This is a genomic window from Actinoplanes missouriensis 431, assembly GCF_000284295.1.
Taxonomy (GTDB): Bacteria; Actinomycetota; Actinomycetes; order Mycobacteriales; family Micromonosporaceae; genus Actinoplanes; species Actinoplanes missouriensis.
Genome location: NC_017093.1, coordinates 6,762,553 through 6,787,992, shown reverse-complemented (window position 1 = coordinate 6,787,992; position 25,440 = coordinate 6,762,553). Strand labels below are relative to the sequence as shown.

The 25,440-nt window shown below is 71.3% G+C and carries 25 protein-coding genes; 17 read left to right on the top strand and 8 right to left on the bottom strand.

The features are described 5' to 3' along the window. The first annotated feature begins 22 nt into the window (after window positions 1-22). The 7 genes from AMIS_RS31090 (at window position 23) to AMIS_RS31060 (ending at window position 4,249) form a co-directional block, all read left to right on the top strand. Window positions 23-352, top strand: a complete 330-nt coding sequence (locus tag AMIS_RS31090) for a hypothetical protein (protein WP_014446418.1) — start codon at window positions 23-25, stop codon at window positions 350-352. Between the two features lie 60 nt (window positions 353-412). Beyond that, complete coding sequence (locus AMIS_RS31085; protein ID WP_014446417.1) at window positions 413-1,237, top strand: DUF1206 domain-containing protein; 825 nt, start codon at window positions 413-415, stop codon at window positions 1,235-1,237. A gap of 131 nt (window positions 1,238-1,368) precedes the next feature. Continuing rightward, the gene (locus AMIS_RS31080; RefSeq protein WP_041830171.1) at window positions 1,369-2,556 is read left to right on the top strand and encodes a mechanosensitive ion channel family protein; all 1,188 of its coding nucleotides are present in this window, start codon (window positions 1,369-1,371) and stop codon (window positions 2,554-2,556) included. An 80-nt stretch (window positions 2,557-2,636) separates the two neighbouring features. Beyond that, a complete protein-coding gene (locus tag AMIS_RS31075; protein ID WP_014446415.1) occupies window positions 2,637-3,107 on the top strand; it encodes a phage holin family protein in 471 nt (156 codons plus the stop codon). Continuing rightward, window positions 3,104-3,442: a DUF3618 domain-containing protein gene (locus AMIS_RS31070; protein WP_014446414.1), complete on the top strand. Its 339-nt coding sequence runs from the start codon at window positions 3,104-3,106 to the stop codon at window positions 3,440-3,442. The genes AMIS_RS31075 and AMIS_RS31070 overlap by 4 nt, the downstream gene beginning before the upstream one ends. Then, window positions 3,442-3,714: a DUF4235 domain-containing protein gene (locus AMIS_RS31065; protein ID WP_014446413.1), complete on the top strand. Its 273-nt coding sequence runs from the start codon at window positions 3,442-3,444 to the stop codon at window positions 3,712-3,714. The genes AMIS_RS31070 and AMIS_RS31065 overlap by 1 nt, the downstream gene beginning before the upstream one ends. A gap of 331 nt (window positions 3,715-4,045) precedes the next feature. Then, window positions 4,046-4,249 carry a cold-shock protein gene (locus AMIS_RS31060; protein ID WP_011905669.1) on the top strand — a complete coding sequence of 68 codons (204 nt, stop codon included), beginning with the start codon at window positions 4,046-4,048 and terminating at the stop codon, window positions 4,247-4,249. A gap of 118 nt (window positions 4,250-4,367) precedes the next feature. Here the strand turns inward: AMIS_RS31060 and AMIS_RS31055 are convergent, their stop codons facing one another. Together AMIS_RS31055 and AMIS_RS31050 are read right to left on the bottom strand one after the other, a co-directional pair. Continuing rightward, entirely contained in the window at window positions 4,368-4,589 is a 222-nt protein-coding gene (locus AMIS_RS31055; RefSeq protein WP_231859125.1) for a hypothetical protein, read from the bottom strand. Window positions 4,590-4,600: 11 nt separating this feature from the next. Further along, window positions 4,601-5,578, bottom strand: coding sequence for an aldo/keto reductase (locus tag AMIS_RS31050; RefSeq protein WP_014446411.1), 978 nt, complete (start codon window positions 5,576-5,578; stop codon window positions 4,601-4,603). Window positions 5,579-5,646: 68 nt separating this feature from the next. Between AMIS_RS31050 and AMIS_RS31045 the strand changes: the two genes are divergently transcribed. Together AMIS_RS31045 and AMIS_RS31040 are read left to right on the top strand one after the other, a co-directional pair. Beyond that, window positions 5,647-6,378, top strand: coding sequence for a methyltransferase domain-containing protein (locus AMIS_RS31045; RefSeq protein WP_014446410.1), 732 nt, complete (start codon window positions 5,647-5,649; stop codon window positions 6,376-6,378). A gap of 15 nt (window positions 6,379-6,393) precedes the next feature. Further along, window positions 6,394-7,416, top strand: coding sequence for an adenosine deaminase (locus tag AMIS_RS31040; RefSeq protein WP_014446409.1), 1,023 nt, complete (start codon window positions 6,394-6,396; stop codon window positions 7,414-7,416). Here AMIS_RS31040 and AMIS_RS43480 read toward each other — a convergent pair. The 4 genes from AMIS_RS43480 to AMIS_RS31025 form a co-directional block, all read right to left on the bottom strand. After that, window positions 7,407-7,553 (bottom strand): hypothetical protein, encoded by a 147-nt coding sequence (locus tag AMIS_RS43480; RefSeq protein ID WP_014446408.1) that lies wholly within the window; start codon window positions 7,551-7,553, stop codon window positions 7,407-7,409. The two genes, AMIS_RS31040 and AMIS_RS43480, sit on opposite strands and share 10 nt — an antisense overlap. Window positions 7,554-7,567: 14 nt before the next feature. Further along, window positions 7,568-9,838 (bottom strand): RICIN domain-containing protein, encoded by a 2,271-nt coding sequence (locus AMIS_RS31035; RefSeq protein WP_014446407.1) that lies wholly within the window; start codon window positions 9,836-9,838, stop codon window positions 7,568-7,570. Between the two features lie 233 nt (window positions 9,839-10,071). Further along, window positions 10,072-11,490 (bottom strand): HAMP domain-containing sensor histidine kinase, encoded by a 1,419-nt coding sequence (locus AMIS_RS31030; protein ID WP_014446406.1) that lies wholly within the window; start codon window positions 11,488-11,490, stop codon window positions 10,072-10,074. Between the two features lie 2 nt (window positions 11,491-11,492). Further along, on the bottom strand, window positions 11,493-12,182 hold the full coding sequence (locus AMIS_RS31025) for a response regulator transcription factor (RefSeq protein ID WP_014446405.1): 690 nt from the start codon (window positions 12,180-12,182) through the stop codon (window positions 11,493-11,495). Window positions 12,183-12,278: 96 nt separating this feature from the next. On the opposite strand from AMIS_RS31025, the gene AMIS_RS31020 reads away from it, so the two are divergent. From AMIS_RS31020 to AMIS_RS31005, 4 genes are all read left to right on the top strand, one after another. Further along, window positions 12,279-13,193: an ADP-ribosylglycohydrolase family protein gene (locus AMIS_RS31020; protein WP_014446404.1), complete on the top strand. Its 915-nt coding sequence runs from the start codon at window positions 12,279-12,281 to the stop codon at window positions 13,191-13,193. A gap of 941 nt (window positions 13,194-14,134) precedes the next feature. Further along, on the top strand, window positions 14,135-16,132 hold the full coding sequence (thrS, locus tag AMIS_RS31015) for a threonine--tRNA ligase (protein WP_172666637.1): 1,998 nt from the start codon (window positions 14,135-14,137) through the stop codon (window positions 16,130-16,132). A 62-nt stretch (window positions 16,133-16,194) separates the two neighbouring features. Beyond that, the gene (locus AMIS_RS40965) at window positions 16,195-18,207 is read left to right on the top strand and encodes a GGDEF domain-containing protein (protein WP_014446402.1); all 2,013 of its coding nucleotides are present in this window, start codon (window positions 16,195-16,197) and stop codon (window positions 18,205-18,207) included. A 52-nt stretch (window positions 18,208-18,259) separates the two neighbouring features. Beyond that, window positions 18,260-18,730, top strand: coding sequence for an HIT family protein (locus tag AMIS_RS31005; protein ID WP_083888844.1), 471 nt, complete (start codon window positions 18,260-18,262; stop codon window positions 18,728-18,730). Here the strand turns inward: AMIS_RS31005 and AMIS_RS31000 are convergent. Then, window positions 18,701-19,282, bottom strand: coding sequence for a TetR/AcrR family transcriptional regulator (locus tag AMIS_RS31000; RefSeq protein ID WP_014446400.1), 582 nt, complete (start codon window positions 19,280-19,282; stop codon window positions 18,701-18,703). The two genes, AMIS_RS31005 and AMIS_RS31000, sit on opposite strands and share 30 nt — an antisense overlap. Window positions 19,283-19,335: 53 nt before the next feature. Between AMIS_RS31000 and AMIS_RS30995 the strand changes: the two genes are divergently transcribed. Next, window positions 19,336-20,487 carry an FAD-dependent monooxygenase gene (locus AMIS_RS30995; RefSeq protein ID WP_014446399.1) on the top strand — a complete coding sequence of 384 codons (1,152 nt, stop codon included), beginning with the start codon at window positions 19,336-19,338 and terminating at the stop codon, window positions 20,485-20,487. Here AMIS_RS30995 and AMIS_RS30990 read toward each other — a convergent pair. Beyond that, window positions 20,484-22,634, bottom strand: coding sequence for an elongation factor G-like protein EF-G2 (locus AMIS_RS30990; RefSeq protein ID WP_014446398.1), 2,151 nt, complete (start codon window positions 22,632-22,634; stop codon window positions 20,484-20,486). The two genes, AMIS_RS30995 and AMIS_RS30990, sit on opposite strands and share 4 nt — an antisense overlap. 142 nt (window positions 22,635-22,776) lie before the next feature. On the opposite strand from AMIS_RS30990, the gene pgsA reads away from it, so the two are divergent. Genes pgsA through AMIS_RS30975 form a run of 3 tightly spaced genes read left to right on the top strand, consistent with a single transcriptional unit; the run spans window position 22,777 to window position 25,406 of the window. Beyond that, window positions 22,777-23,397 (top strand): phosphatidylinositol phosphate synthase, encoded by a 621-nt coding sequence (pgsA, locus tag AMIS_RS30985; RefSeq protein WP_014446397.1) that lies wholly within the window; start codon window positions 22,777-22,779, stop codon window positions 23,395-23,397. Next, entirely contained in the window at window positions 23,394-24,260 is an 867-nt protein-coding gene (locus AMIS_RS30980) for a phosphatidylinositol mannoside acyltransferase (protein WP_014446396.1), read from the top strand. The genes pgsA and AMIS_RS30980 overlap by 4 nt, the downstream gene beginning before the upstream one ends. A 9-nt stretch (window positions 24,261-24,269) precedes the next feature. Next, the gene (locus tag AMIS_RS30975) at window positions 24,270-25,406 is read left to right on the top strand and encodes a glycosyltransferase family 4 protein (RefSeq protein ID WP_014446395.1); all 1,137 of its coding nucleotides are present in this window, start codon (window positions 24,270-24,272) and stop codon (window positions 25,404-25,406) included. Window positions 25,407-25,440: the final 34 nt, after the last annotated feature.

Genomic DNA, 25,440 nt, shown 5'->3' with positions numbered 1-25,440 from the left:
TCCGACCCCGTACCGTGAAGGGGTGTTGATCTCTCTGCCTCGCCGCCGTCTCGCTGCCGCTGTCGCCTCCGCCGCCCTCGGTCTCACCCTGCTGACCGGGTGCAGCAACGACAACGTCGACTGCAGCCTCGACGAGTGCACCGTGACCATCGACCGTGAGACAAACGCCAGCGTGAGCGTCCTCGGCGTGGAGGCCAAGTTCGTCAGCGCCGACGAGAACACGGTCACCCTCGACGTCGCCGGTGAGCAGGTCTCGCTCACCAAGGGCCAGCAGGCGGTCGACGTCGGCGGCCTGCAGGTGTCGCTGGACAGCGTCACCAAGGACCAGGTCCAGGTGCAGATCTCGCGATAACACCCTCGCGCCATTCGCACACGGGGTTTGACGAAAGTCGCCCTCGGTCACATTGGAGCCATGTCCTCCACGACCTCGAACGTCAAGCACCACGCGTCGCGTGCCGCCGAGAGCAAGCCTCTGGAGTACCTCGCCCGAGGTGGCTTCATCGGGTACGGCATCATTCACCTGCTCTTCGCCTGGATCGCGCTGCAGGTGGCCTTCGGCAGTTCCGGGCAGGAGAGCGACCAGTCCGGGGCCCTGCAGGAGCTGGCCCGGCACTCCTACGGCAAGACGCTGCTCGTCGTGATCGCCGTCGGCCTCGTGGCGATGGCGATCTGGCAGGCCTTCGAGGCGGCCATCGGCGAGAGCGGCGAGCGTAACCGCACGGCCATGGCCGAGCGGGTGCTCTCCGGGGTGCGGGCGGTCCTCTACGCGTACCTGGCCTGGATGGCCGTCAAGGTGATCCAGGGCGCGAACGCCTCGATGGGCGACAACTACGAGAGCAAGACCTCCGGTCTGATGAGCTCCTCCGGTGGCCGCTGGCTGGTCGGCCTGATCGGCCTCGTGGTGCTCGGCATCGGCGTCGGGATGGCCTACTACGGCCTCAAGCGCAAGTTCGTGAAGCACCTCAACACCGGTCAGATGCCGGCGAACTCCCGTGAGTCGATCATCAAGCTCGGCGTCGCCGGGTACACCGCCAAGGGCGTCGCGTACGGCATCGCCGGCCTGCTGGTCGTGCTGGCCGCCGTGAACTACGACCCGGAGAAGGCCCGTGGCCTGGACGCCGCCCTGAAGACCCTGGCGTCCTACTCGTGGGGTGTCTGGGTGCTCGCGGTGATCGCGGCCGGTATCGCCGCGTTCGGGGTCTACTGCATCGCGCAGGCCAAGTACCGCAAGATCTGAACCCAAGCGGACGCGCCGGGCACGACGGCAGATGTGAGCTATGTCTGACATCTGCCGTCAGCCGTGTGCGGACAGCCTTCCGGGGCAAACTAGGGCGCTGGCACAGAACCCCACCTGGGAGGGAAAGCTCAGTGTCCAGCCTCGTGACAGCCGTCCTCGCCGTGGTGATCGCCGCGACCGCGACGATCGTGATCGACGAGATCCTGCACAAAGTCGTCCGCCGGGTGGGCCGGCGTTCGCCGCTCGCTGCCGATCTGGCGCGCAAGGTCCGGCGCCCGTTCCTGGTCACCACGGTCCTGGTCGCGGTCCAGCAGGCGATCCGGGTGTTCGCCGGCGATTTCTCGTTCCGGGCCGGCGTGCTGCACACGCTGGTGCTGCTCTGCATCGCCTCGTCGGCCTGGCTGGTCGCCGCGATCCTGCTGGTCTGTGAGGACGTCGCGCTCGCGAAGTGGCGCACCGACGTCCCGGACAACCGGAAACGCCGCCGGATCAAGACGCAGGTGGTGATGCTGCGCCGGGTCACCGTGGCGGCCATCGTGGTCCTCGCCTTCGGCGTCATGCTCATGACCTTCCCCGGCATCCGGGCGCTCGGCGCCAGTCTGCTCGCCTCGGCCGGCCTGCTCAGCGTCGTGGCGGCGCTCGCCGCGCAGAGCACGCTCGGCAACGTCTTCGCCGGGATCCAGCTGGCGTTCAGCGACGCGATCCGGGTGGACGACGTGGTCGTGGTCGAGCAGGAGTGGGGCCGGATCGAGGAAATCACCCTGACCGTGGTCGTGGTGCAGATCTGGGACGACCGGCGGCTCATCCTGCCGACCTCGTACTTCACCACGAAACCGTTCCAGAACTGGACCCGTACCGGATCGGCGGTGCTCGGCACCGCCGAGGTCGACGTGGACTGGTCGACGCCGATCGAGCCGCTGCGGGCCGAGCTGCAGAAGGTCTGCGAGGGCTCGGACCTGTGGGACGGCCGGGTCTGCGTGCTGCAGGTGACCGAGGCGACCGGCGGCATGGTCCGGTTGCGCGCCCTGGTCAGCGCGAACGACGCGGGCGCCCTGTGGGACCTGCGCTGCCTGGTCCGGGAGCGGCTGGTCGGCTGGATCTGGGAGCACCAGCGTGACGCGCTGCCCCGGATGCGCGCCGAGCTGCGCCAGGTGGAGGCCACCGCGACCCCGCAGACCCGCCGGGGCACTGCCCGGGTCTACACCACCGGGCTGGACGCCACGTCCGAGCAGGCCCGGGTGTTCAGCGGCGGCGACGACGGGGACACCCGGGGCATCGCGTTCGGCGGTCCGGATCCGGTCGCGGTGTCGCGTAGCTGACCCGATGTGTTGCGTGTTCCCGCGAGGATTGAGGACGTCGTGATCAGGGCATACCCCGGTCACACGGAAAGGGGGACACGATGGCCGATGTCTTGAACGGCCCTGCGGTAACGCCGATACCCGCTCAGACCGCGCCGGTGACCGCCCGGCCGCTCTCCGAGCAGTCCACGGGTGAGCTGGTGCAACGCGCCAGCGAGCAGATCAGCAAGCTGGTCCGGGACGAGCTGACGCTGGCCAAGGCGGAGCTGGCGGAGAAGGGCAAGCACGCCGGGATCGGCGCGGGGCTGTTCGGCGGCGCCGGGGTCCTCGCCGGGTACGGCGTCGGCGCGCTCATCGCGACCCTGGTCATCGTGCTCGACCTGTTCCTCGACCTCTGGCTGGCCGCCCTGATCGTGACAGTCGTGCTGTTCCTGGTCGCCGGCGTGCTGGCCCTGCTGGGCAAGAAGCAGGTGAGCCGCGCGGTCCCGCCCGAGCCCTCGGCCGCGATCCAGGGGATCAAGGCCGATGTCGACGAGGTGAAGCACGCGGTCAAGGAGCGTAGCCGGGCATGAGCGAGAGAAACGGTTCCGCGGAGAAGCCGGACCTGGCGGTGCTGCGGGAAGAGATCAAACAGACCCGTGCCGAGCTCGGTGAGACGGTGCAGGCGCTCGCCGCCAAGGCGGACGTCAAGGCACGTGCCCGCGATCAGGTGGAGCAGACCCGGCAGCGGGTGCTGACCCAGGCCGCGGAGTTCACCGGCCGGGTGCGCGAGGCCGCGGTCCGTGCCAAGGAGCCGGCCGCCGACGTGCAGACCCGGGTCCGCACCGATCCGGCGCCGGCCCTGCTGGTGGCCGCCGGGCTGGCGGCGCTGGTGGGAATCATTCTGATCGTGCGAGGGAGGCGCTGATGGCGGGCAAACTGGAGAAGGTCGCGTTGAAACCGGTCAACATCGCGCTGGGCTTCGCGGCCGGCACGCTTGCCGGCGTGCTGTTCAAGCAGGCCTGGAAAGTGGTGTCCGGCGACGACGACGCCCCGGACGCGGGCGACGAGGACCGCGGCTGGGGCGAGATCCTCGCGGCGGCCGCGATCCAGGGTGCGATCTTCGCGGTGGTGAAGGCGGCGGTCCATCGTGGCGGCGCGATCAGCACCCGCAAACTGACCGGGCACTGGCCTGACTAGATCAACTTCGGTATCGACAGGAGTCTTGCCGGTCCCCCGCTTCGCCACCGCGAAGTGGGGGACCTTTTCCATATCGGCAACCCATTATTGGATTCCTTCGAGGGGCAGCTTTACGGCCTCATTTTCGGGTACAGTGTTGCCAGTTTTTGTGTACGTGGTTCGCTGCTTCCGCTTGACCACGGGGCATCGCCCACTTCGGGCGAGGTCGCGAGGTCTCGTGGAGGGGACGTCCTCTGAAAGGGCCGCCTCGCGGCGCCGCTGCTCGAAAACGGTCATCGGCCCCGCGCTACTGCGGTTGGGCGGGCCGGCATTTTCAGAAGGAGAGTTCAGCATGGCGCAAGGAACCGTGAAGTGGTTCAACGCAGACAAGGGCTTCGGCTTCATCACCGTCGACGGCGGGGGTGCTGACGTGTTCGTCCACTTCTCGGCCATCCAGACGAGCGGTTACCGCACTCTGGAGGAGAACCAGCGGGTTGAGTTCGAGATCGCCCAGGGTCAGAAGGGCCCGCAGGCGGAGCAGGTTCGCCCGCTCTGAGACCTTTTCTAAAGCCGGTCGCCTGGCGGAGGCCGGCCTGAGCGAGTGGCCCCGCATCCTTGTCGAGGATGCGGGGCCTCTTTGTTCCCGTGCTCACCGCCGGTTTCCCGGCCGTGTTTCAGACCTGCTGCTGGCGGCCGGCCTCGCGGCGACGCATCCCGAGGACGATCAGAACCAGTCCGAGCACGGCGACGCCCCCGCCGACCGCCACCCACACCGGTTGATCGCTCATCAGGTGGTTGGTGAGGTAGTTCAAGCCTTCGAGCGCCCACACCGCACCGAGCACGATCGCCAGCAGACCGAACGACATCGTGAGCCAGCCCCGCAATGGCGGCCTCACGGTTTCATTGTTCACCATTTGTCGTGCACCTGGGGGCGAATCAACTCATCGTAGACTGCGGTGATCATTTCTCGGGTTTCCGGCGTAAGCGGAGCGAGATCGGCGGCGGCCGCGTTGGCGCGGGCCTGTTCCGGGTTACGCGCACCGGGGATCACCACGGTCACGCCGGGCTGATCGATGATCCAGCGGATCGCGAATTGCGCCATCGTCGCGCCGGCCGGCACGAGCGGGCGCAGCCGGCTGACCGCTTCCAGGCCGACCCGGAAGTCCACACCGGAGAACGTCTCGCCGACGTCGAACGACTCGCCGTGCCGGTTGTAGTTGCGGTGGTCGTCGGCCGCGAAGGTGGTGCTCTCGTCGTACCGCCCGGAGAGCAGGCCGCTCGCGAGCGGGACCCGGGCGATGATGCCGACACCGGCCTCGGCGGCGGCCGGCAGCACCCGCTCCAGGGGCTTGAGCCGGAACGCGTTGAGGATGATCTGCACGCTGGCGAGGCCGGGGCGGGCGATCGCGGTGAGCGCCTCCTCGACCTTCTCGACGCTCACGCCGTACGCCGCGATCCGCTTCTCCTGGACCAGGGTGTCGAGCGCGTCGAACACCTCGTCACTGCTGAAGACCGGGGTGGGCGGGCAGTGCAGCTGAACCAGGTCGAGGGTCTCCACCCCGAGGTTCGCGCGGGACCTGTCGGTCCAGGCCCGGAAGTTGTCGAGGGTGTAGTTGGCCGGCTCCTGGGGAAGGCGGCGGCCCATCTTGGTGGCGACGGTGAGACCGGGCTTGTCCTTCACGAACGAGCCGACGATCTGCTCGCTGCGGCCGTCACCGTACACATCGGCGGTGTCGATGAAGGTGACGCCCGCGTCGACGGCGGCCTGCAGGGTCGCGTGCGCGTCGGCCTCGCTCACCTGGCCCCAGTCGGCGCCGAGCTGCCAGGCGCCCAGCCCGACCACCGAGGCGGACCGTCCCATCCTGCGAAAATCTCGGTTTTCCACGTCATGACCCTACCGCTCGGCTGATAGCTTGAAACAAGACGTACGTACGGTTTTGAAGGGGTGTTGTGATGTGGGATCCCGCCGTCTACCAGCGTTTCGGCTCGGAGCGGTCCCGGCCGTTCTTCGACCTGGTCCAGCGCATCGGCGCGGAGGCACCGCGCGCCGTCGTCGACCTCGGATGCGGGACCGGTGAGCTCACCCGCACCCTCGGCGTGCGATGGCCGGACGCCCGGATCACCGGCATCGACTCGTCACCCGAGATGATCGCCGCGGCTCCGGAGGGCTTCGCGCTGGGCGACATCGCCGCCTGGCAGCCCGGGCCGGACACCGACGTCGTCGTGACGAACGCGGCGCTGCAGTGGGTGCCGGAGCACCGTGAGCTGCTGCCTCGGTGGTTCGCCGCGCTGCCGGCAGGCGCCTGGTTCGCGATGCAGGTGCCCGGCAACTTCGACAGCCCCGGCCACCGGGTTGTCCGCGACCTGGCCCCGGATCTGCACCGGGAGGACCCGGTCGACGACGCGGCGACCTACGCGCGGCAGCTGATCGCGGCCGGCGCCGCCGTCGACGCGTGGGAGACCACGTACCTGCACCTGCTGCCGTTCGAGGGCGAGCATCCGGTGGTGCGCTGGATGGAGGGGACCGCGCTGCGCCCGGTGCGCGCGGCCCTCGGCGACGAGGAGTGGCAGTCGTTCCGGGCGGAGTTCGCGGCGCGGATCGCGGTCGTGCATCCGGTACGGGACGGCCTCGTGGCGTTCCCCTTCCGCCGTATCTTCGTGGTGGCCCACAAAGGTGGCGCCTAGGACCGAGGAGATCCGTTGACCGACCTGACCGGATTCATCGCCGGACTGCCCAAGGCCGAGCTGCACGTGCACCACGTCGGCTCGGCCTCGCCCCGGATCGTCGCCGAGCTGGCGGCACGGCACGAGGGCAGCTCGCCCGTGCCGGCCGATCCGGACCGGCTCGCCGAGTACTTCGAGTTCCGCGACTTCGCGCACTTCATCGAGGTCTACCTGAGCGTGGTGGACCTGATCCGCGACGCCGAGGACGTCCGGCTGCTCACCTACGAGATCGGCCGGGAGCTCGCCCGCCAGCAGGTGCGCTACGCGGAGCTCACCATCACGCCGTACTCGAGCGTGCGCCGGGGCATCCCCGCGCCGGCGTTCTGCGAGGCGATCGAGGACGCCCGCACCGGCGCGGCCCGGGACTTCGGCGTGAACCTGCGCTGGTGCTTCGACATCCCCGGCGAGGCGGGCCTGGTCTCGGCCGAGGAGACGCTCCGGATCGCCCTGGAGGAACGCCCCGACGGGCTGATCAGTTTCGGTCTGGGCGGGCCGGAGATCGGGGTGCCGAGGCCGCAGTTCAAGCCGTACTTCGACAAGGCCCGGGCGGCCGGCCTGCACAGCGTCCCGCACGCCGGCGAGACCACCGGGCCGGAGACGGTCTGGGACGCCGTCCGCGAGCTCGGTGCCGAGCGGATCGGGCACGGCATCGCCGCGGCGCAGGACGAGCGGCTGATGGCGTACCTGGCGGAGCACGGCATCCCGCTGGAGGTCTGCCCGACCTCGAACCTGCGGACCCGGGCGGTCGCCTCCCTCGACGAGCACCCGATCGCCCGGCTCGTCGCCGCCGGCGTGCCGATCAGCGTCAACTCCGACGACCCGCCGATGTTCGGGACCACCCTGGAGCAGGAGTACGCGGTCGCCGCCCGCCTGCTCGGCCTGGACCGCGACGGCGTGACCGAACTGGCCCGTGCCGCGGTCCGGCACAGCTTCCTGGACGACGCCGGCAAGTCGGCGCTGATCAGCGAGATCGACGCGTACCGCGAGACCTACGGGTAGAGCGGGTCCTGCCAGCAGGCGACCATGGTGATCGTGCCGATCGTCAGGATGGTCAGCCAGCGCACCAGGCGCCGCCGGTTGAACCGGGCCGGACCCTCGTCCGGCTCGGTCTCCTTCCTGCTCAGTACGTCGGGCATGACAACTCCAAAGATCAGTCGGGCACGGCCGTCCAGCTCTGGTGGCGCTGGCCGGTGTCCTGCTGCAGCACCAGCACCCGGTGCGCGCCGAAACGCTGCGCGCCCACGCCGATCACCAGGTCATCGCTGGTGCTGCGAACCGTGAAGCCGTAATCGGAGGCCTGCAGCGTCCATCGGGCGCCGTCGGCCGCGTAACAGTCGCCCTGCACCAGCGGGGCGCCGGCGACCGGCCGCCCGCCCAGGGCCACCGCGCACCGGTTGCTGGCCCGGGAGACCAGCGAGTACGTGCCGTCCTCCGCGGGCACCAGCTGCCACTGCTGCTGCGCGCCGCCGTCCTGGTCGCCCAGGGTGAGCGGGGTGCCGTCGGTGTCGCGGGCCGCGTACAGGTCGGCCGCCCCGCCGGTCAGCGAGTTGGTCAGCACGAACCAGGAGTTCTGCACCGGGCGGGCCGCCGGGGCGGTGATCGCGGTGCCCTTGGCGACGTAGCCGAGCTTGCGGTTGCGAACCTCCACGACGTACTTCGCGTCCGGCTTGAGGCCGATCAGCCGGGCCCGCGTCGCCTTCGTGGTCGCCACCGGCTTCCCGCCGACCGACACCTGGTAGTTCGCGTCGTCGGCGGCGGAGCTCCAGGTCAGACGGACCGACGTGCTGGTCGGCTCGCGGATCTCCAGGACCGCCTGGACTCCGTCGTTCGTGGTGCCCGGTGACTCGGCCGGTGCGCCCCGCTCGGCGTCGCCGTCCGGGCCGGCCGGCGCGCTCGGGGCGACCGTGTGCGCGACGGCTTCCAGCTCGGGCAGCGCCGGGGCGGTGTTCTGCTCGACGCTGGGCTCGGGCTCCGCGCTCGGCGAGACGCTCGGTGACGGCGAGGGCGGCGCCGACGAGGGCACCTGCACGCTCGGCGCCACGCTGGGCTCGGCGCTGGCGGCCGACGGCGACGGCGAGACGGGCACGGACGGCGCGGGGGGCTCCGGCTGCTGCTCGGCGGGCTGCGGCGTCACCGCGCGGGGCGCGTCCGGGATGTCGTCGCCGCCGTCGCTGCGCAGCAGGAAGTCGCTCAGCGCCACGTTCCAGTGGGTGTCCAGATAGCTGCCCCGCTGCGGATTGGTGCTGAAGTAGTCGTCGTGCCCGCAGTCCAGCCGGATCTCGTTGGTCTTCGGGCAGACGGCACGCATCGGCTTGCCCGACCGGTCGGCGCCGCAGAGCAGGTCGTGGTCGTCGGTGCAGCTGCCCGCGCCGGTCGAGTTCGGCGAGTCGATGAGCACCGCGCCGAGCGTGTGGGTCAGCTCGTGGGCGGCCATCACGGAGCCCCAGCAGCCGGCGTCGACCCGCGCGTACGACGGCCCGCCGTTGTTGCGGTTGCCGCGAGTGGGGCGGGTGTCCGCCACGTACGAGGAGATGCCGCAGTAGACGTTCGTGTCGGAGAACATCAGGTACTTGCGGTCGGTCCGGTTGTAGCCGAGGTCGCGCAGGGACTCGATGGTGCTGGTGAACGAGCGCAGCGAGTCGTCCGGCAGCTGCACCTCGGCGACGTCGACCCGGCACTCCGGCGTGGTCACGTACCGGATGTGGCGGGAGCCGCCGGTCTCCCCGGCGCTGGCGTCGTAGATCGCGTCGACACCGGCGGCCCAGGTCCGGAACGAGGTGAGGAACTTCGCGTACCGGCTGGCGGTGGCCGACTCGTAGAGGTAGAGCAGCTGGACCCGCTTGCCGCTGCGGCCGTCGCCGGAGCAGGCCACGTCCTCCGGGCCCAGGATGAAGTCGGCCTGGCCCGGCGCCGCGTCCGGGATCAGCGCGGGAGCGTCGGCGGTCAGCGCGCTGCCGCCCTCGTCCCGGGCGATCTCGGCGTCCAGCGGCACCGCGCCGGTCTCCCGCCGCACCGCGCTGACCTGACGGGCCGGGCTCTCGGTCACCGGGGCCACGTCGCGGCGCACCGCCAGGCCGGCCGGGGCCGCGTCCGGGCCGTGCGTGCAGGTCTGCTCGTAGAGCAGGTAGTTGCCGGAGCAGAGCGAGCCGGCCGAGGCGAGCTTGAGACCGCTGTAGACCAGACCCTCCTCGGGCGCGTCGGCCGGCAGCGCGGAGAGCGCGAACCGGTCCCGGTCGTCCGCCGGCGTGACGCCGATGACGCTGGGGCCGACGACGCCGCCGACGCCGAGCAGGGCCAGGCCGAGGGCTACCGGAAGGAGCCGGAACGCTGCGGAGCGTGTTCCCCTGCGGCTGTTGTCGCCTGCCGCGCGGCGTCGCCCCGGAGGCGACCCGCGGAACGCTGGCCGGCGATGCGCGGACACGGCGTCTCCTCGTCGAGCTGTGGTGCGGTGGGAGGGGCCCATGGGGTGGCCGCCTCCCACCACAGGGCGGTTCCGCCGGGCGCGGCGATGGGGACGCGCTGCGGGTTGCGACCCGGGAAACCGGATGGGATCGGAGGGAAGATTGCCAGCCCGCCCGCTCCAGGGGAACGCTTTTAAAAGAGATATAAGCCAGCGCTGTGTCGTTCGGGGTACTTGTCCGTCGTAGCCCTTGCTCATTCCCGTCCTCGTTGCCAGCGCCGCCGTCCCGGATCCTTCGCCGCAGCCAGCCGGCCCCGCCCGACCAGCCCGAACCTGCTCGGTGTCTTCGGTGTCGCGTCCGCGTCGGCGAGCAGCATCACCACGCTCGCGCCACCCATCGCGGCCCGGTCCAGGCTCACCGAGCCGCCGGTGGCCTGCGCCACCCGGCGGGCGATGTCCAGGCCCAGGCCGGTCGAGCCCTGATTGCTCTGCCCGCGCCGCAGCGCCTGCTCCGGGTCGGCGATCCCCGGCCCGGCGTCGTCCACCCGCAGCGCCACCCAGCCGTCCCGGCGGGAGAGACCCACCTCGAACGCGGTGCCCTGCGGGGTGTAGCGGAACACGTTGCCGAGCACCGCGTCCAGCGCGGCCGCCAGCTCGGCCCGGGCCACCGGCACCGGGATCCGCAGGTGCGCGCCGACCACCCGGTACTCCCGGTCCTGGTCGCCGGCGAGCGCGGACCAGAACATCATCCGCTCCCGGACCACCTCGCTGGCGTCGCAGAGCCCGTCCTCCGGGGCGGCCACCTGCGCCGCGACCGCCTGGCGGGTCGTGTTGATCAGGTGGTTGACCTCGTCCTCGAGGGTCGTGATCGCGGTGCGGATGCGCCGGATGCCACGACGGCGGTCCAGCTCGGCGGCGGAGAAGTCACCGACCTGCGTGTCGTCCGGGTCGAGCGCCTCGGCGTCCAGCCGCAGGGCGGTCAGCGGGGTGCGCAGCCGGTGCGACAGGTCGGCGACCAGTTCCCGCTCGTCGGTCCGCGAGGTGACCAGACGATCGGCCATCCGGTTGAACGCGTACCCGGCCTCGGCGAGCTCCCGCGGCCCGGACGGCGTTATCCGCACGTCCAGGTCACCGGACCCGACCGCGAGGGCCGCGTCCACCAGATTGCGGGCGGAGCTGACGGCACCCCGGGCCAGCCGGTCCACCACCACGACCGAGCCGCCGACCAGGAACACCGCGAGACCGAGCAGCAGCCACCAGTCACGGGCGGTGTCCTTGTTCAGCTCCGCGGCCGGGATGAACGCCTCGACCACCGAGTGCTTGCCGCCGGCCGGGGAGTACCGCAGGACGACCATCCCGCCGTCCACCGTCGCCTCGATCGGCCCGGACGCCTGCGTCGCGGCGTCGATCTGGGCGGCGCCGGCCCGGCCACCGGCGGCCGGCGCGATGCCCGGCGTGTGGATCACCGTGTCGCCGCCGGCCAGCCGGCGCGCGGCGGCCACGCCTTTCGCGTCGGCGCCCGCGGTGATCGCGCCGGCCACCGCCGAGGCGCGTTCCTTCGCCGCGGCGATCGCGGCGTCCCGGTGGTCGTTGCGCAGGCCCCAGCCGAGCGGGACGAGGAAGACGAGCGCGGCGACGGCGGTGGTGGCGGCCGTGATGTAGGCCAGCCGCAACCTCAGTCCGGCGCCACCAACCGGAATCCGACCCCCCGCACGGTGCGCAGGTAGCGGGGCTTCGCCGCGGACTCGCCCAGTTTCCGGCGAAGCCAGTACAAATGCACGTCGATGGTCTGGTCCTCGCCGACCGATGGCTGTCGCCATACCTCCTCCAACAGCTCACGACGGGACACCACCCGGCCCGGGCGGGCAGCCAGGTACGCCAGCAGATCGAATTCCTTGCGGGTCAGCGCGAGCGGCTGATCCCCGAGCATGGCGCTGCGCTCGCCGACGTCCACCCGGAGCTCGCCCACCTCGTAGACCGCCGGTTGCGCGGCGCGGCTGGCCCGGCCCACCCGCCGCAGCACGGTGGCTATTCGCGCGTCCAGGTGGGCGCCGGTGAACGGCTTGACCATGTAGTCGTCGGCGCCGGCCCGCAGCAGCCGCACCACGGTCTGCTCGTCGTCGCGCGCGGTGGCGATGATGATCGGCACGTCGGTGATGCCGCGCAGCATGCGCAGCGCGTCCGAACCGTCCAGATCGGGGAGTCCGAGATCGAGCACGACCAGGTCGGGCGTCTCCGCGGCGACCCGCCGCAGCGCCTCCAGAGCCGTGCCGACGGCGTGCACGGCATGCCCCCGGTCGGCGAGCGAACGAAGCATGGCGCCGCGCACGACATGATCGTCTTCGACGAGCAACACCGTGGCCATGCGAAGACCGTAGCGTCCCTGGCAAGGAGAACCTAAAGGGTGATCCAGCGAAGCTCTTTGATGACGCTCAGTGATGCAATACGATCCGAAGCGCTGATGTCATTCACCCTCTTCCCCGGTACGCGTCTCGCGTTGGCATGCGAGAGCCTGGCCGGCCTCAGTGTCGGCGACGCCCTCGGAGCCCAGTACCTCATGCCCGGAAACAAGCCGTCCGCGCTGCTCGAGTCCCGGCTCCCGGAACCACCGTGGGAGTGGACCGACGACACCGAGGAAGCCTGCTGCCTGGTGGTGACGCTCGCCGAGGGCGAGTTCGACCGGGACGCCTTCGCGGAGAGGCTGGGACGCCTGCACGACCCGTACCGCGGTTACGGCCCCGGCGCCGTCGTGATGTTGCGCGAGATCCGCGACGGCCTGCCCTGGCCGATCGCCGCCGCGGCCGCCTTCGACGGCGAGGGCTCCTGCGGCAACGGCGCGGCGATGCGAGCCGCTCCGCTGGGCGCCTGGCACGCCGACTCGCTGGCGCACGCCGCGGCCCAGGGCGCCCGCGCCGCCGAGGTCACCCACTCCCACCCGGAAGGCATCGCCGGCGGCGTGGCGGTGACCGTCGCCGCGGCGATGGCGGCGGCCGGCCGCCTCGACGGCCACCGTCCCGAGCCCGCCCAGTTCCTCCGGGCCGTGGCCGCACACACCCCGGCCGGCCTGGTCCGCGAGGGCCTCCTCGAAGCAGCGGCGATCACCCGCGCCGACGAGGCGGCCCACCGGCTGGGCGCCGGCGCCCGGGCGCTCGCCCAGGACACCGTGCCGTTCGCCCTCTGGACCGCGGCCCGCCACCTCGACGACTACCCGGCCGCCATCGCCACCTGCGTCACCGCCGGCGGCGACATCGACACCACGGCCGCCATCGCCGGGGGAGTGGTCGCCGCGCACACCGGCCTCGACGGGATCCCGGCGGAGTGGCTCTCCGCCCGTGAGCCCCTGCCGCCGTGGCTGGCCTCAGCGGGCGGCGAATAACCCCGATCCGGTACGCCGGGGACGCTCGCCCACTCCTGTTCCGGTCGGGATCGTCGCTGTTCCGGTCGGGATTGTCGCTGTTCCTGGCGGGATTGTCGCGGTTCCGGTCGGGATTGCCGCCGAGACGCAGCGTGCGCCCGAACCCGGCTCCGGGGTCACCGTGTGCCCTGGTCGTTCCTGAGGTGCTGCCGCGCGGTTAAGGGGCGTCTCGGCGGGGAGCGAGACTCGCACGGATGAGCGCTGTCGCAGATCTTGGAAACGGCGGTGCCGGCTGGCGCTCAGTGCGGACAAAACGGGCGGCCGGCAGCACTGGTGACCAGCCGGGCGACATGAGCTGGTTGCCAGTGCTGTCAGCAGCGGCTCGGACAGCACTGAGGGCCAGCCGGACCAGCCGGCTCGGAGTGTTGGTCGGGCGGGGTCACCGTGGGCGCTGGTTGTGGTCGGGTGGGGTCACCGTGGGCGCTGGTTGTGGTCGGGTGGGGTCACCGTGGGCGCTGGTTGTGGTCGGGTGGGGTCACCGTGGGCGCTGGTTGTGGTGGGGCGGGGTCACCGTGGGCGCTGGGCACCGTGGGCGCTGGGCTTTGCTGAGGGTCACCGTGAGGGTGGGGCTCGGCTGGGGGTCACCGTGGGCGCTGGGCCCTGGGGAGCGCCGCTGACCGGGGACCGCTGCCGGCCGGGGAGTGCTGCCGGCTGGGGAGGGCTGCTGAGCGGGGACCGTCGGCGGGTGGGGGCGCACCGGTCGCGAAAGGCGCCGGGCGGCCTGGACGGAGGGCCTGGGTCGCGCGGCTTCTCGGGGAGTGGCCGGTGCGGTTGGGGTGCCGCCGCCCGTACCCGAAAAGGAAAATCGCTGGCCGCGCCGGTCGGAGCGTGGGAAAACAGGACGGATAGCATCGTGGGCGGCCCGGATGAGCCGGGTTTCTCGGAGCGAATGGAGAACTACCGTGTCTGCACCCCGTAACCCCGCTGTGGCCGACCCTCTCGTCGTCCCGGCCGGGACTACGGCGGCCGACGCGGTGGCTGCCGCCGGTCTGCCGGCGCATGGGCCCAAGGCGGTCGTCGTCGTGCGGGACGCCGAGGGGCGGCTGCGTGACCTGAGCTGGAAGCCCGAGGCGGACGCCGAGGTGGTTCCGGTGGCGATCGACGAGCCGGACGGGCTGGACGTGCTGCGGCACTCGGCCGCGCACGTGCTCGCGCAGGCCGTGCAGGACGTGTTCCCGGAGGCGAAGCTCGGCATCGGGCCGCCGATCCGGGACGGTTTCTACTACGACTTCGACGTGGAGAAGCCGTTCCAGCCGGACGATCTCGGCAAGCTCGAGAAGCGGATGCAGGAGATCGTCAAGGCGGGGCAGACCTTCCGCCGGCGGGAGTACGCGTCGCTCGACGAGGCGAAGGCCGAGCTCAAGGACGAGCCGTTCAAGCTGGAGCTCGTCGACATCAAGGGTGACGTGGACGCCGAGGCCGCCGCGGTCGGCGCCGGGGAGCTCACCCACTACGACAACCTCAACAAGGACGGCGAGCGGGTCTGGGGTGACCTGTGCCGCGGGCCGCACCTGCCGTCGACCCGGCTGATCCCGGCGTTCAAGCTGATGCGCTCGGCCGCCGCCTACTGGCGTGGCTCGGAGAAGAACCCGCAGCTGCAGCGGATCTACGGCACCGCGTGGCCGTCCCGGGACGAGCTGAAGGCGTACCTGAACCGGCTCGCCGAGGCGGAGCGCCGCGACCACCGCAAGCTCGGCACCGAGCTCGACCTGTTCTCCTTCCCCGACGAGATCGGTTCCGGTCTCGTGGTCTTCCACCCCAAGGGCGGCGTGATCAAGCGGGAGATGGAGGACTACGTCCGGGCCCGGCACATCGAGGAGGGCTTCCAGTACGTCGGCACCCCGCACATCAGCAAGGAGGGCCTGTTCCACACCTCCGGCCACCTGCCGTACTACGCGGACACCATGTTCCCGCCGATGGAGCTCGAGGGCGCGAACTACTACCTCAAGGCGATGAACTGCCCGATGCACAACCTGATCTTCAGGTCGCGCGGGCGGTCCTACCGTGAGCTGCCGCTGCGCCTGTTCGAGTTCGGCTCGGTGTACCGGTACGAGAAGTCCGGCGTGGTGCACGGCCTCACCCGGGTGCGCGGGCTGACCCAGGACGACTCGCACTCGTACGTGACCGCCGAGCAGGCGCCGGGCGAGATCAAGCACCTGCTGAACTTCGTCCGCTCGCTGCTGGACGACTTCGGCCTGGACGACTACTACCTGGAGCTGTCCACCCGGGACCCGAACAGCGACAAGTTCATCGGCACCGACGAGCAGTGGGAGAAGGCCACCAAGGTCCTCGCGGACGTGGCGGCGGAGTCCGGGCTCGAGCTGGTCATGGACCCGGGCGGCGCGGCGTTCTACGGCCCGAAGATCAGCGTGCAGGCGAAGGACGCGATCGGCCGGACCTGGCAGATGTCGACCATTCAGTACGACTTCAACCAGCCGGCCCGGTTCGGACTGGAGTTCCAGGCGGCGGACGGTTCCCGCCAGGAGCCGGTGATGATCCACTCGGCGAAGTTCGGCTCGATCGAGCGGTTCTTCGGCGTGCTGGTCGAGCACTACGCGGGGGCGTTCCCGGCATGGCTCGCGCCGGTGCAGGTGGTCGGCATCCCGATCCGCGACGACCACGCCGACTACCTGCAGGCGTTCGTCGAGCGGCTGCGCAAGGAGGGCATCCGGGCCGAGGTGGACTACTCCACCGACCGGATGCAGAAGAAGATCCGGACCGCTCAGCAGCAGAAGATCCCGTTCATGGCGATCGCCGGTGACGACGACGTGAACGGCGGGACCGTGTCGTTCCGGTACCGGGACGGCTCGCAGCGCAACGGCGTCTCGATCGACGAGGCCGTGGCGCACGTGGTCGAGGTGGTCCGGTCGCGGACCAACGCGGGGCCGTCCGCCGTCTGACCCCGGCTCAGCTCACGCTCGCGCCGTCCGAAGGTAAGTCGGGCGGCGCGAGCGGAGGGGCGATGCGGTTCCGGACACCACCGGTGGCGTGGGCGGGGTACGCCCTGGCCGCGGCCTGGTTCGTGCTGCACTTGTCGAACGCCGGCGGCTGGGACGCCCAGATCGTCGGATACAAGATCTTCTCCCCGGTGCTCTCGGCCGTCCCGGCCTGCCTGGCGTGGCGCGGCTGGGCGGCGGCCCGCGCGGCCGGCCTGCCCGCGGTCCGCCGGCATCTGCTGCTCACGTCCGGCGCCTGGACGTTCATGGCGGCCGCCTCCTCGATCGCCTTCTATCACCTGGTCGTGGACGGCGACACGTCCTATCCGTCGCCGTTCCCGCTGATGCAGGCGTGTGACTTCGCCACGCTGGTGCTGATCCTGGCCGGTCTGCTCAGCGTCCCGGTGCGGCACCGGTGGTCGGCCAGCAAGCTGCGGCTCGGCCTGGACATGGGCGTCGTGCTGCTGGCCGGCGCGATCTTCTCCTGGTACTTCCTGGTCTATCCGGCGATCAGCCGGCCGGGCGCCGAGATGAGCCTGCCGATCTTCATCTTCGTGAAGACGACCGGACTGATGGTGGTGCTCTTCGCGATCGCCCGGATCATGCTCGGCGGCGTCGAGGAGCTGAGTCGCACGGCGATGATGTTCGCGATCGCCGCCACCGTCGTGCAGTCGCTGCTCAACGTGATGCAGCAGACGGTGGCCGGCACGGCGTACGCGCACCTGGCCCTCGCCACCCGGCAGATCTTCATCGCGCTGCTGATCGCGATGGGGGTGGCCCACCTGCGGCGGATCGCGGTCGGTTCGGCGGCGGCGCCGCGGGCCGGGCGGCGACCGGCCAGCCTGATGCCCTACCTCGCGGTGGCGGCGGCGGACGCCCTGCTGATCGTCGCGCTGCTCGGTGGCCTCGACGCCCGGTCGTGGCCGGTGCTCGCCGGGACGATCACGCTGACCGCGCTCGTGGTGGTCCGCCAGCTCGTCGGCATGCGCGACAACAACCGCCTGATGGTACGGGTCGACGCCTCCCTGGGGGCGTTGCGGGAGTCGATGGGCCGCGAGCAGATCCTCAGCGACCTCGGTGTGGCGCTGCTGCGCGCCACGGATGCCGCCGGCGTGCACAAGCTGGCCGCCGAGGGCGCGGCCGCCCTGCTGACCGGATGCCCCGGCGCCCGGACCGCCGTCGTCACGGTGTCGCCGGACGACCCGGAGAACTGGACCGTGGCGGAGGCGTCCGGCGCGTCCTCCCACGAGCTGGCCGGTGTCCGGGTGGCGACCGAGGCGGTCCCCGGCGACGTGCTGGCCCGGCTCGCCGGCGACGAGATGATCACCGTGCCGGGCTGGCCGAGCCTCGGCATCGGCGGGCTGGACGCCTTCGACGACCGGCCGCTGATGATCCTCCCGCTGCTCAGCGGTGAGCGCTTCTTCGGCGTGCTCACCGTCGGCAGCGACGCGGACCTGCCGGAGGACGTGCTGAAGTCGCTGCAGACCCTGCGCACCCAGGTCTCGCTCGCGCTGGACAGCGTCGCGCTCACCGCCGAGCTGACCCGCCGGGCCATGCACGACATGCTGACCGGGCTGGGCAACCGGGCCCTGCTGTGGGACCGGCTGAACGGCGCGCTGGCCCGCTCACGGCGCACCGGGCGGCCGGTCGGCGTGCTGCTGCTCGACCTCAACGGGTTCAAGCCGGTCAACGACACGTACGGACATGACGCCGGTGACCTGCTGCTCAAGGTGGTGGCGGAGCGTCTGCGGCTCTGTGTGCGCACCGAGGACACGGTGGCCCGGCTCGGCGGCGACGAGTTCGTGATCGTCACCGAGGACCTGCGGGAGCCGGGCGACGCCGAGCGGATCGCCGAGCGGGTGGTGGCGGCGCTGAACGAGCCGGTGCCGCTGGACGGCCACCAGTTGCGGACTCCGGCGAGCATCGGCATCGCCCTGTCGCAGCCGGGGCAGGGGCCGGACGACGTGCTGCGAGAGGCGGACGCCGCGATGTACGTTGCGAAACGCCGCGGCACGGGCCTGTTCCACGTGCACGCATAGACTTCCTCCCGTGGACGACGACGGCCTGTTGCGGCTCTGGGCGCCGCACCGGATGGTGTACATAGCCGGTCAGAGCAATGCGGGCCAGAAACAGCCCGAGGGCTGCCCGTTCTGCCTGGCGCCGGGGCTGGAGGAGCCGGAGACGCTGGTGGTGGCGCGCGGTGAGGCGGTCTACGCGCTGCTCAACCTGTACCCGTACAACCCGGGGCATCTGCTGGTCTGCCCGTACCGGCACGTCGCGGACTACACCGATCTCACCGAGGCGGAGACGGCCGAGGTGGCGGCGTTCACCCGGACCGCGATGCGGGTGGTCCGGTCGGTCAGCAGCCCGCACGGATTCAACATCGGGATGAACCAGGGCTCGATCGCGGGCGCCGGGATCGCCGCCCACCTGCATCAGCACGTGGTGCCGCGGTGGGGCGGGGACGCCAACTTCATGCCGGTGATCGGCCAGACGAAGATCCTGCCGCAGCTGCTGGCCGAGACGAGGGACCTAATCCTGAAGGCGTGGCCCGCCGTTTAGGGCGCGCAGGCCGGCCACGATCTCCTCGGCGGACGGGGCGGTCGACGGGTCGGTGAGCCACTGGGTCAGCACCCCGGACATCAGCGCCATCTGCACCGAGCCGGCGGTGCGCACGGTGCCGTCGTCCAGCTGGTCCTCGGGTATCCCGGTGAGCATGGCGGCCATGCCGCGGCGCCCCTCCTGGAGGCCGGCGGCCAGCTGGGCGCGCAGTTCCGGGGTGTGCTCGGACTGGATCAGCACCTCGACGCTGGCCAGCCAGAGCGCCCGGTGCGACTGGATGGAACCGATCACCCGCTGCCAGAAGCGCAGCATCGGGTCGTCCGGGTCGTCGTCCTTCTCCTCGGCGAGCGCGTGCCCGAACGTGTCGCCCCACTCCTCGAAGGCGCTCAGCATCGCCGCCGTGAGCAGGGATTTCGTCGAGCCGTAGTGGTAGCCGATCGAGGCGAGGTTGGTGCCGGAGGCGGCCACGATGTCGCGCGCGGTGGTGTGCGCGTATCCCTTCTCGAACAGCGCCTTCTTGGCGCCCTGCAGCAGATCTTCACGGTGGCCCATGCGCGTGATACTAACTTCTATACAAACGTATAAGACGTTTGTATAGTCGAGTCATGACGAATCGCAAAGCGTTGATCTCAGGTGCCGGCGTCGGCGGTCCGGCCTGCGCGTTCTGGCTGGCCCGGGCGGGGTGGGAGGTGACGCTGGTGGAGCGGGCGCCGGCTCTGCGGACCGGCGGTTACAAGGTCGACGTGCGCGGCGCGGCGACCACCGTGCTGAAGCGGATGGGGGTGCACGCCGCCGCGAAGCAGCGGGACACCGGGATGCGGCAGGTCACCTATGTGCGGCGGGACGGGCGGCGGATCGCCTCGCTGCCGGCCGACCTGCTGATGGGTCGCCGGGGCGACGACCTGGAGATCATGCGGGGTGATCTGACCCGTCTCCTGCACGATGCGGCGGGTGTGGCGACGGTGTTCGGCGACAGCATCGCCGGCATCTCTGACACGTGCGTCACCTTCGCCAGCGGCCGGACCGGCGAATACGACCTCATCGTCGCCGCTGACGGACTCCACTCCACCACGCGACGGCTGGCGTTCGGCGACACGCCGATCGACCATCTGGGCGGATACATCTCGACGTTCGAGGTGCCCAACGACCTCGGCATCGACCACGAGGAGATCATGTACACCGAGCCCGGCCGCCTGCTCTACGCGTACGCCATGGGCCCCGGCGCCCCCGCCCGCGTCGGCATGACCTTCGCGTCCGAGCCGCTCACCTACGACCGCCGGGACCTCGGCGCGCAGAAACAGCTGCTGCACCGGGCGTTCGCCGGCCGGGGCTGGCGCAGCGACGACTTCCTGGCCGCCCTCGACGACGCCCCGGACCTCTACTTCGACTCGCTGAGCCAGGTGAACGCCCCGCGGTACTCGTCCGGCCGGGTGGTGCTGCTCGGCGACGCGGCGTACTGCCCGTCACCGGCGTCCGGCCAGGGGACCAGCCTCGCGCTGGTCGGCGCGTACGTTCTCGCCGACCAGCTCAGCAACGGGGGCGGGCTCGAGGGGTACGAGCGGGTGATGCGCCCGTACGTGGAGAAGAACCTGGCCTTCGGCCGCAGGATGGCGAAGGACATGGTGCCGTCCAGCCGCCTCGCCATCGGGTTCCGCAACTACGGCATGCGCACCCTGCGGTTCCACCCGCGCAAGGAGCAGATGATCGACAAGGTGCTCGCGCCGATGCACGAGGCGGCCAACGCCATAGCGATCTAGCGGGCGTGCTCCTTGCGGGCGGCGTCGGCCAGGTGCGCCGGCATCGGCTCGTGACGGACGTACCGGCGGGAGAACGTGCCGGTCCCGGAGGTCAGGGCGCGCAGCTCCACGGCGTACCGGATCAGTTCGGTCGCCGGCACCTCGGCGCGCACCAGGCTCCCGTCGCCGTCGGACTCGCTGCCCATCGGGCGGCCGCGCCGGCCGGAGAGGTCGCTCATCACCGCGCCGACGTAGTTCTCCGGCACCTTCACCACGATCTCGTCGACCGGCTCCAGCAGGGTGATCTGCCCGCTCTCGGCGGCCGCGCGCAACGCCAGCGCGCCGGCCGTCTGGAAGGCCGCGTCCGAGGAGTCCACGCTGTGCGCCTTGCCGTCGTAGAGCGTGACCTTCAGGTCCACCACCGGGTAGCCGGCGACCAGGCCCTTCTCCAGCTGGGCACGGACGCCCTTCTCCACCGAGGGGATGTAGTTGTGCGGCACCGCGCCACCGACCACCTTGTCCACGAACTGGAAGCCCTCGCCGCGGGGCAGGGGCTCGACCTTGATGTCGCAGACCGCGTACTGACCGTGGCCGCCGGACTGCTTGACGTGCCGGCCGTGGCCCTGGGCGCCCGCCCCGAACGTCTCCCGCAGCGCCACCTTCACCGGCTCGGTGTCCAGCTCGACGCCCCCGGCCCGGAGCCGGTCCAGCACCACGTCCGCGTGTGACTCGCCCATCGTCCAGAGCACCAGCTGGTGGGTCTCCGGGTTGCGCTCCAGCCGCAGCGTCGGGTCACCGGCGACCAGCCGGGACAGGTTCTTGGCGAGCGCGTCCTCGTCGGAGCGGGTCTTGGCCACCACGGCGATCGGGAGCAGCGGCTCGGGCATCGACCACGGTTCCATCAGCAGCGGGTCGTCCTTGCCGGACAGCGTGTCGCCGGTCTCCGCGCTGCCCGACTTGGTGATCGCGCAGAGGTCGCCGGCGATGCAGTGCGGCACCTCGCGCAGCTGGGTGCCGAGCGGGGCGTAGACGTGCGCCACCCGCTCGTCGGCGTCGTGGTCGGGGTGGCCGCGCTCGGCCATGCCGTGACCGGAGACGTGCAGCGTCTGGTCCGGGCGCAGGGTGCCGGAGAAGACCCGGACCAGCGAGACCCGGCCGACGTGCCGGTCGATCGTGGTCCGCACCACCTCGGCGACGAGCGGGCCGTCCGGGTCGCAGGTCAGCGGGGGCCGCGGCGAGCCGTCCACACCGGTCACCACCGGCAGCTCGTGCTCCAGCGGCGAGGGGGCGCCGCCGACCAGGCCGTCGAGCAGCGCGTCCAGTCCGACGCCGGTGCCGGCGCAGACCGGGATCACCGGGTAGAAGTTGCCCCGCGCGACGGCTTTCTCCAGGTCCGGGACGAGCGCCTCGGTGCTGATCAGCTCGCCGGCGACGTACCGGTCCATCAGGGTCTCGTCCTCGCTCTCCGCGATGATCCCCTCGATGAGCTGGTTCCGGTCGTCGGCGATCGGGTTGAGGTGCTCCGGCTCGGCCTCGCCGGCCCGCGGCGGGTACCCCTGCGAGTAGTCCAGGACCCGGAGCGTGACCAGCCCGAGCAGGCCGGCGACCGACTGGCCGTCGTCGCCGAGCATCGGCTGGTAGATCGGCATCACGTTGTCGCCGAACGCCTCCTGGCAGTCCTGCAGGGCCTGCTCGTAGTCGGCGCGCGGATGGTCGAGGCGGGTGATCGCGACGGCCCGCGGCATGCCGACCGCGGCGCACTCCTCCCAGAGCGCGACGGTGGACTCGTCCACACCGTCGACCGCGGAGACCACGAAGAGCGCGGCGTCGGCGGCCCGCAGGCCGGCCCGCAGCTCCCCGACGAAGTCGGCGTAGCCGGGAGTGTCCAGCAGGTTGATCTTCACTCCGTCGTGCATCAGCGGCGCGCAGGCCAGCGCCACCGAGCGCTGCTGCCGGATCGCCGCCGGATCGTGATCGGTGACCGTGGTGCCGTCCCCCACCGTGCCGGTCCGCGGAATCGTGCCGGTCGCCGCGAGCAGCGCCTCGACCAGCGTCGTCTTCCCCGCACCGGAGTGGCCCACCAGCACCACGTTGCGAACTCTGCCGGGTTCTGTCACCACCGGCGCGGCGGCGCCGGCGAGTCCCTTCTCCGAAGTCTTCTGCGCCATGCCGAGCGCTCCCGTCGTTTCAGTTTTGTTACGCCGCTGTTCTATGAATCCCACACCCGGGGCGATATCGGTCGCAAGCACCACTGTTCCGGATGGTGACGATCCGGCCGATGCGGGGGTGAGCCGATATGGTGGGACGGCCATGGCAAAGATCGTTCAAACTACGGCCCGTGCCGCCGTCGCGTACGGCGTCAACCCGGTCGCTCGCTTCCTGCTCCGGATCGGTGTCACGCCCAACGCGGTCACCGTCGCCGGAACCGTCGGCGTGCTGATCGGTTCCTACTTCGGGTCACAGGGACACCTCTTCTGGGGCACTGTGATCGTAACCGCCTGTGCGCTCACTGATGCGCTCGACGGCACAATGGCCCGCATGCGGGGCGGAACCGGAAAATTCGGCGCCCTGCTCGACTCCTCGATGGACCGGCTCGCCGACGGCGCGGTCTTCGGCGCGGTCGCCTACTACCTCGCCACCGAGGGTGACTACTGGGGCGTCGTCGCCGCCCTGATCGCCCTGGTGGCCGGGGGAGTCGTGTCCTACGTCAAGGCCCGCGCGCAGAGCCTCGGGCTGAACGCCGACGTCGGCATCGCCGAGCGCCTGGAGCGGTTGCTGATCGTCGGCGTCGGTGGCCTGCTCGGGGCCGCCGACGTGGACTGGGGTCTGCCGGCCGCGCTCTGGGTGCTCGCCGCGCTCTCGCTCTTCACCGTCTTCCAGCGGCTGGTCGCGGCGGCCAAGTCGGACGTCGTCGTCGAGGCTTCGGAGTGAAGGACCGGCTCACGGACCTCGGCTACGCGGCGGGGTGGCGGCTGGTGCGCCTGATGCCCGAGCCGGTGGCGCGGACGGTGTTCCGGGCCGCCGCCGATCGGGCCTGGAAGGCGAACGGGCGCGGCACACAGCGGCTACGGGAGAACCTGCGGCACGTCGCCGGGCCGGACATGCCGGACACGCTGGTGCGGGACGGGCTGCGCTCGTACGCCCGGTACTGGATGGAGGCGTTCCGGCTGCCCGGCCGGACGCACCGCCAGTTCCTCGACGGGTTCTTCATGGAGCCCGAGTCCTACGCCGTGATGAAGAAGGCGATCGCCGAGGGCAACGGCCTGGTGCTGGCCCTGCCGCACGTGGCGAACTGGGACGCGGCGGCCGGCTGGGTGGTGGCCCACGGCTGGCAGATGATCACGGTGGCCGAGCGGCTCAAGCCGGAGTCGGTGTATGAGCGGTTCCTGGCGTACCGGGAAGGGCTCGGCATGCGGATCCTGCCGCTGACCGGTGGGGAGCGCCCGCCGCTCGACGTGCTGGGTGAGCACCTGAAGCAGGGCTGGGTGGTGCCTCTCCTGGCCGACCGCGACCTGTCGCGCAGCGGCGTCGAGGTGGAGTTCTTCGGCGGCCGGGCCCGGATGCCCGCCGGCCCGGCGATCCTGGCGATCCGGTCCGGCGCGCCGATCTACGCGGTCGACCTGTGGTTCACCGAGAAGCGCGTGGAGGCCCGGCTGCGGCCGATCACCCCGCCCGGCGACGGGCCGCTCGACCAGCGGGTCAAGCAGACCACGCAGCAGCTCGCGGACGCCTTCGCGGCCGGTATCGCCGAGCACCCGCAGGACTGGCACATGCTGCAGAAGCTCTGGGTCTAGGGGGCCGGCGTGCGGATCGGGATCGTCTCGCCCTACTCGTTCGACGTCCCGGGTGGAGTGCAGAACCACATCATGGACCTGGCCGAGGCGCTGATCGGCCTCGGTCACGAGGTGAGCGTGCTGGCGCCGGCGGACGACGACGCCGAGCTGCCGTCCTATGTCGTCTCGGCGGGGCGGGCGGTGCCGCTGCCGTACAACGGGTCGGTGGCCCGGATCGCGTTCGGCCCGGTCTCCACGGCCCGGGTGCGGCGCTGGCTCAAGAACGGCGAGTTCGACGTCCTGCACGTGCACGAGCCGCTCTCGCCGAGCCTGTCGTTCCTCGCCGTGCTCTCCGCCCGCGGGCCGGTGGTGGCCACCTTCCACACCGCGATGACCCGGTCCCGGGCGCTGGCCGGGCTGCAGACCCTCCTCCAGCCGGTGATCGAGAAGATCACCGCGCGGATCGCGGTGAGCGAGCTGGCCCGCAAGGTGCAGGTGGAGCACCTCGGTGGCGGCGCGGTGGAGATCCCGAACGGGGTGGCGGTCGCGAAGTTCGTCTCGGCGACCCCGCTGCCGGGTTGGCCCGGCGACGGGGGAGCGCTGGGCTTTCTCGGTCGTTTCACCGAGCCGCGCAAGGGCTTCCCGCTGCTGCGGACCGCGTTCGTCACGCTGGCGCAGCAGCGCCCGGACCTGCGGCTGCTGGTGGCGGGTCCGGGCGACCGGGACGAACTCTACGCCGACATTCCCGACAAATTGCATGAAAGGGTCGAATTCCTCGGACTGGTCTCCGAGGAGGACAAGGCCCGGATGCTGCGCAGCGTCGACATCTACGTGGCGCCGAACACCGGCGGCGAGAGCTTCGGCATGATCCTCACCGAGGCGATGGCGGCCGGCGCGGCGATCGCGGCCAGCGACCTCGACGCGTTCCGTCGGGTTCTCGACGGCGGACGGGCCGGCGCGCTGTTCCCGAACGGCGACGCGGCGGCCCTCACCACACTGCTCGGCGACCTGCTCGACGATCCCCGCCGGCGGGCTGAGCTGGCCTCATGCGCCCGTACCGCGGTGGCGACGTTCGACTGGCCGAGCGTGGCCAACCGGGTCCTCGAGGTCTACGCGACCGCGATCGAGGCCACCGACGGTCGCGTTTTCGACGACGAGTGGTCCTGACCACGGTCGGGGGACGAACGGTCCGACACAATCC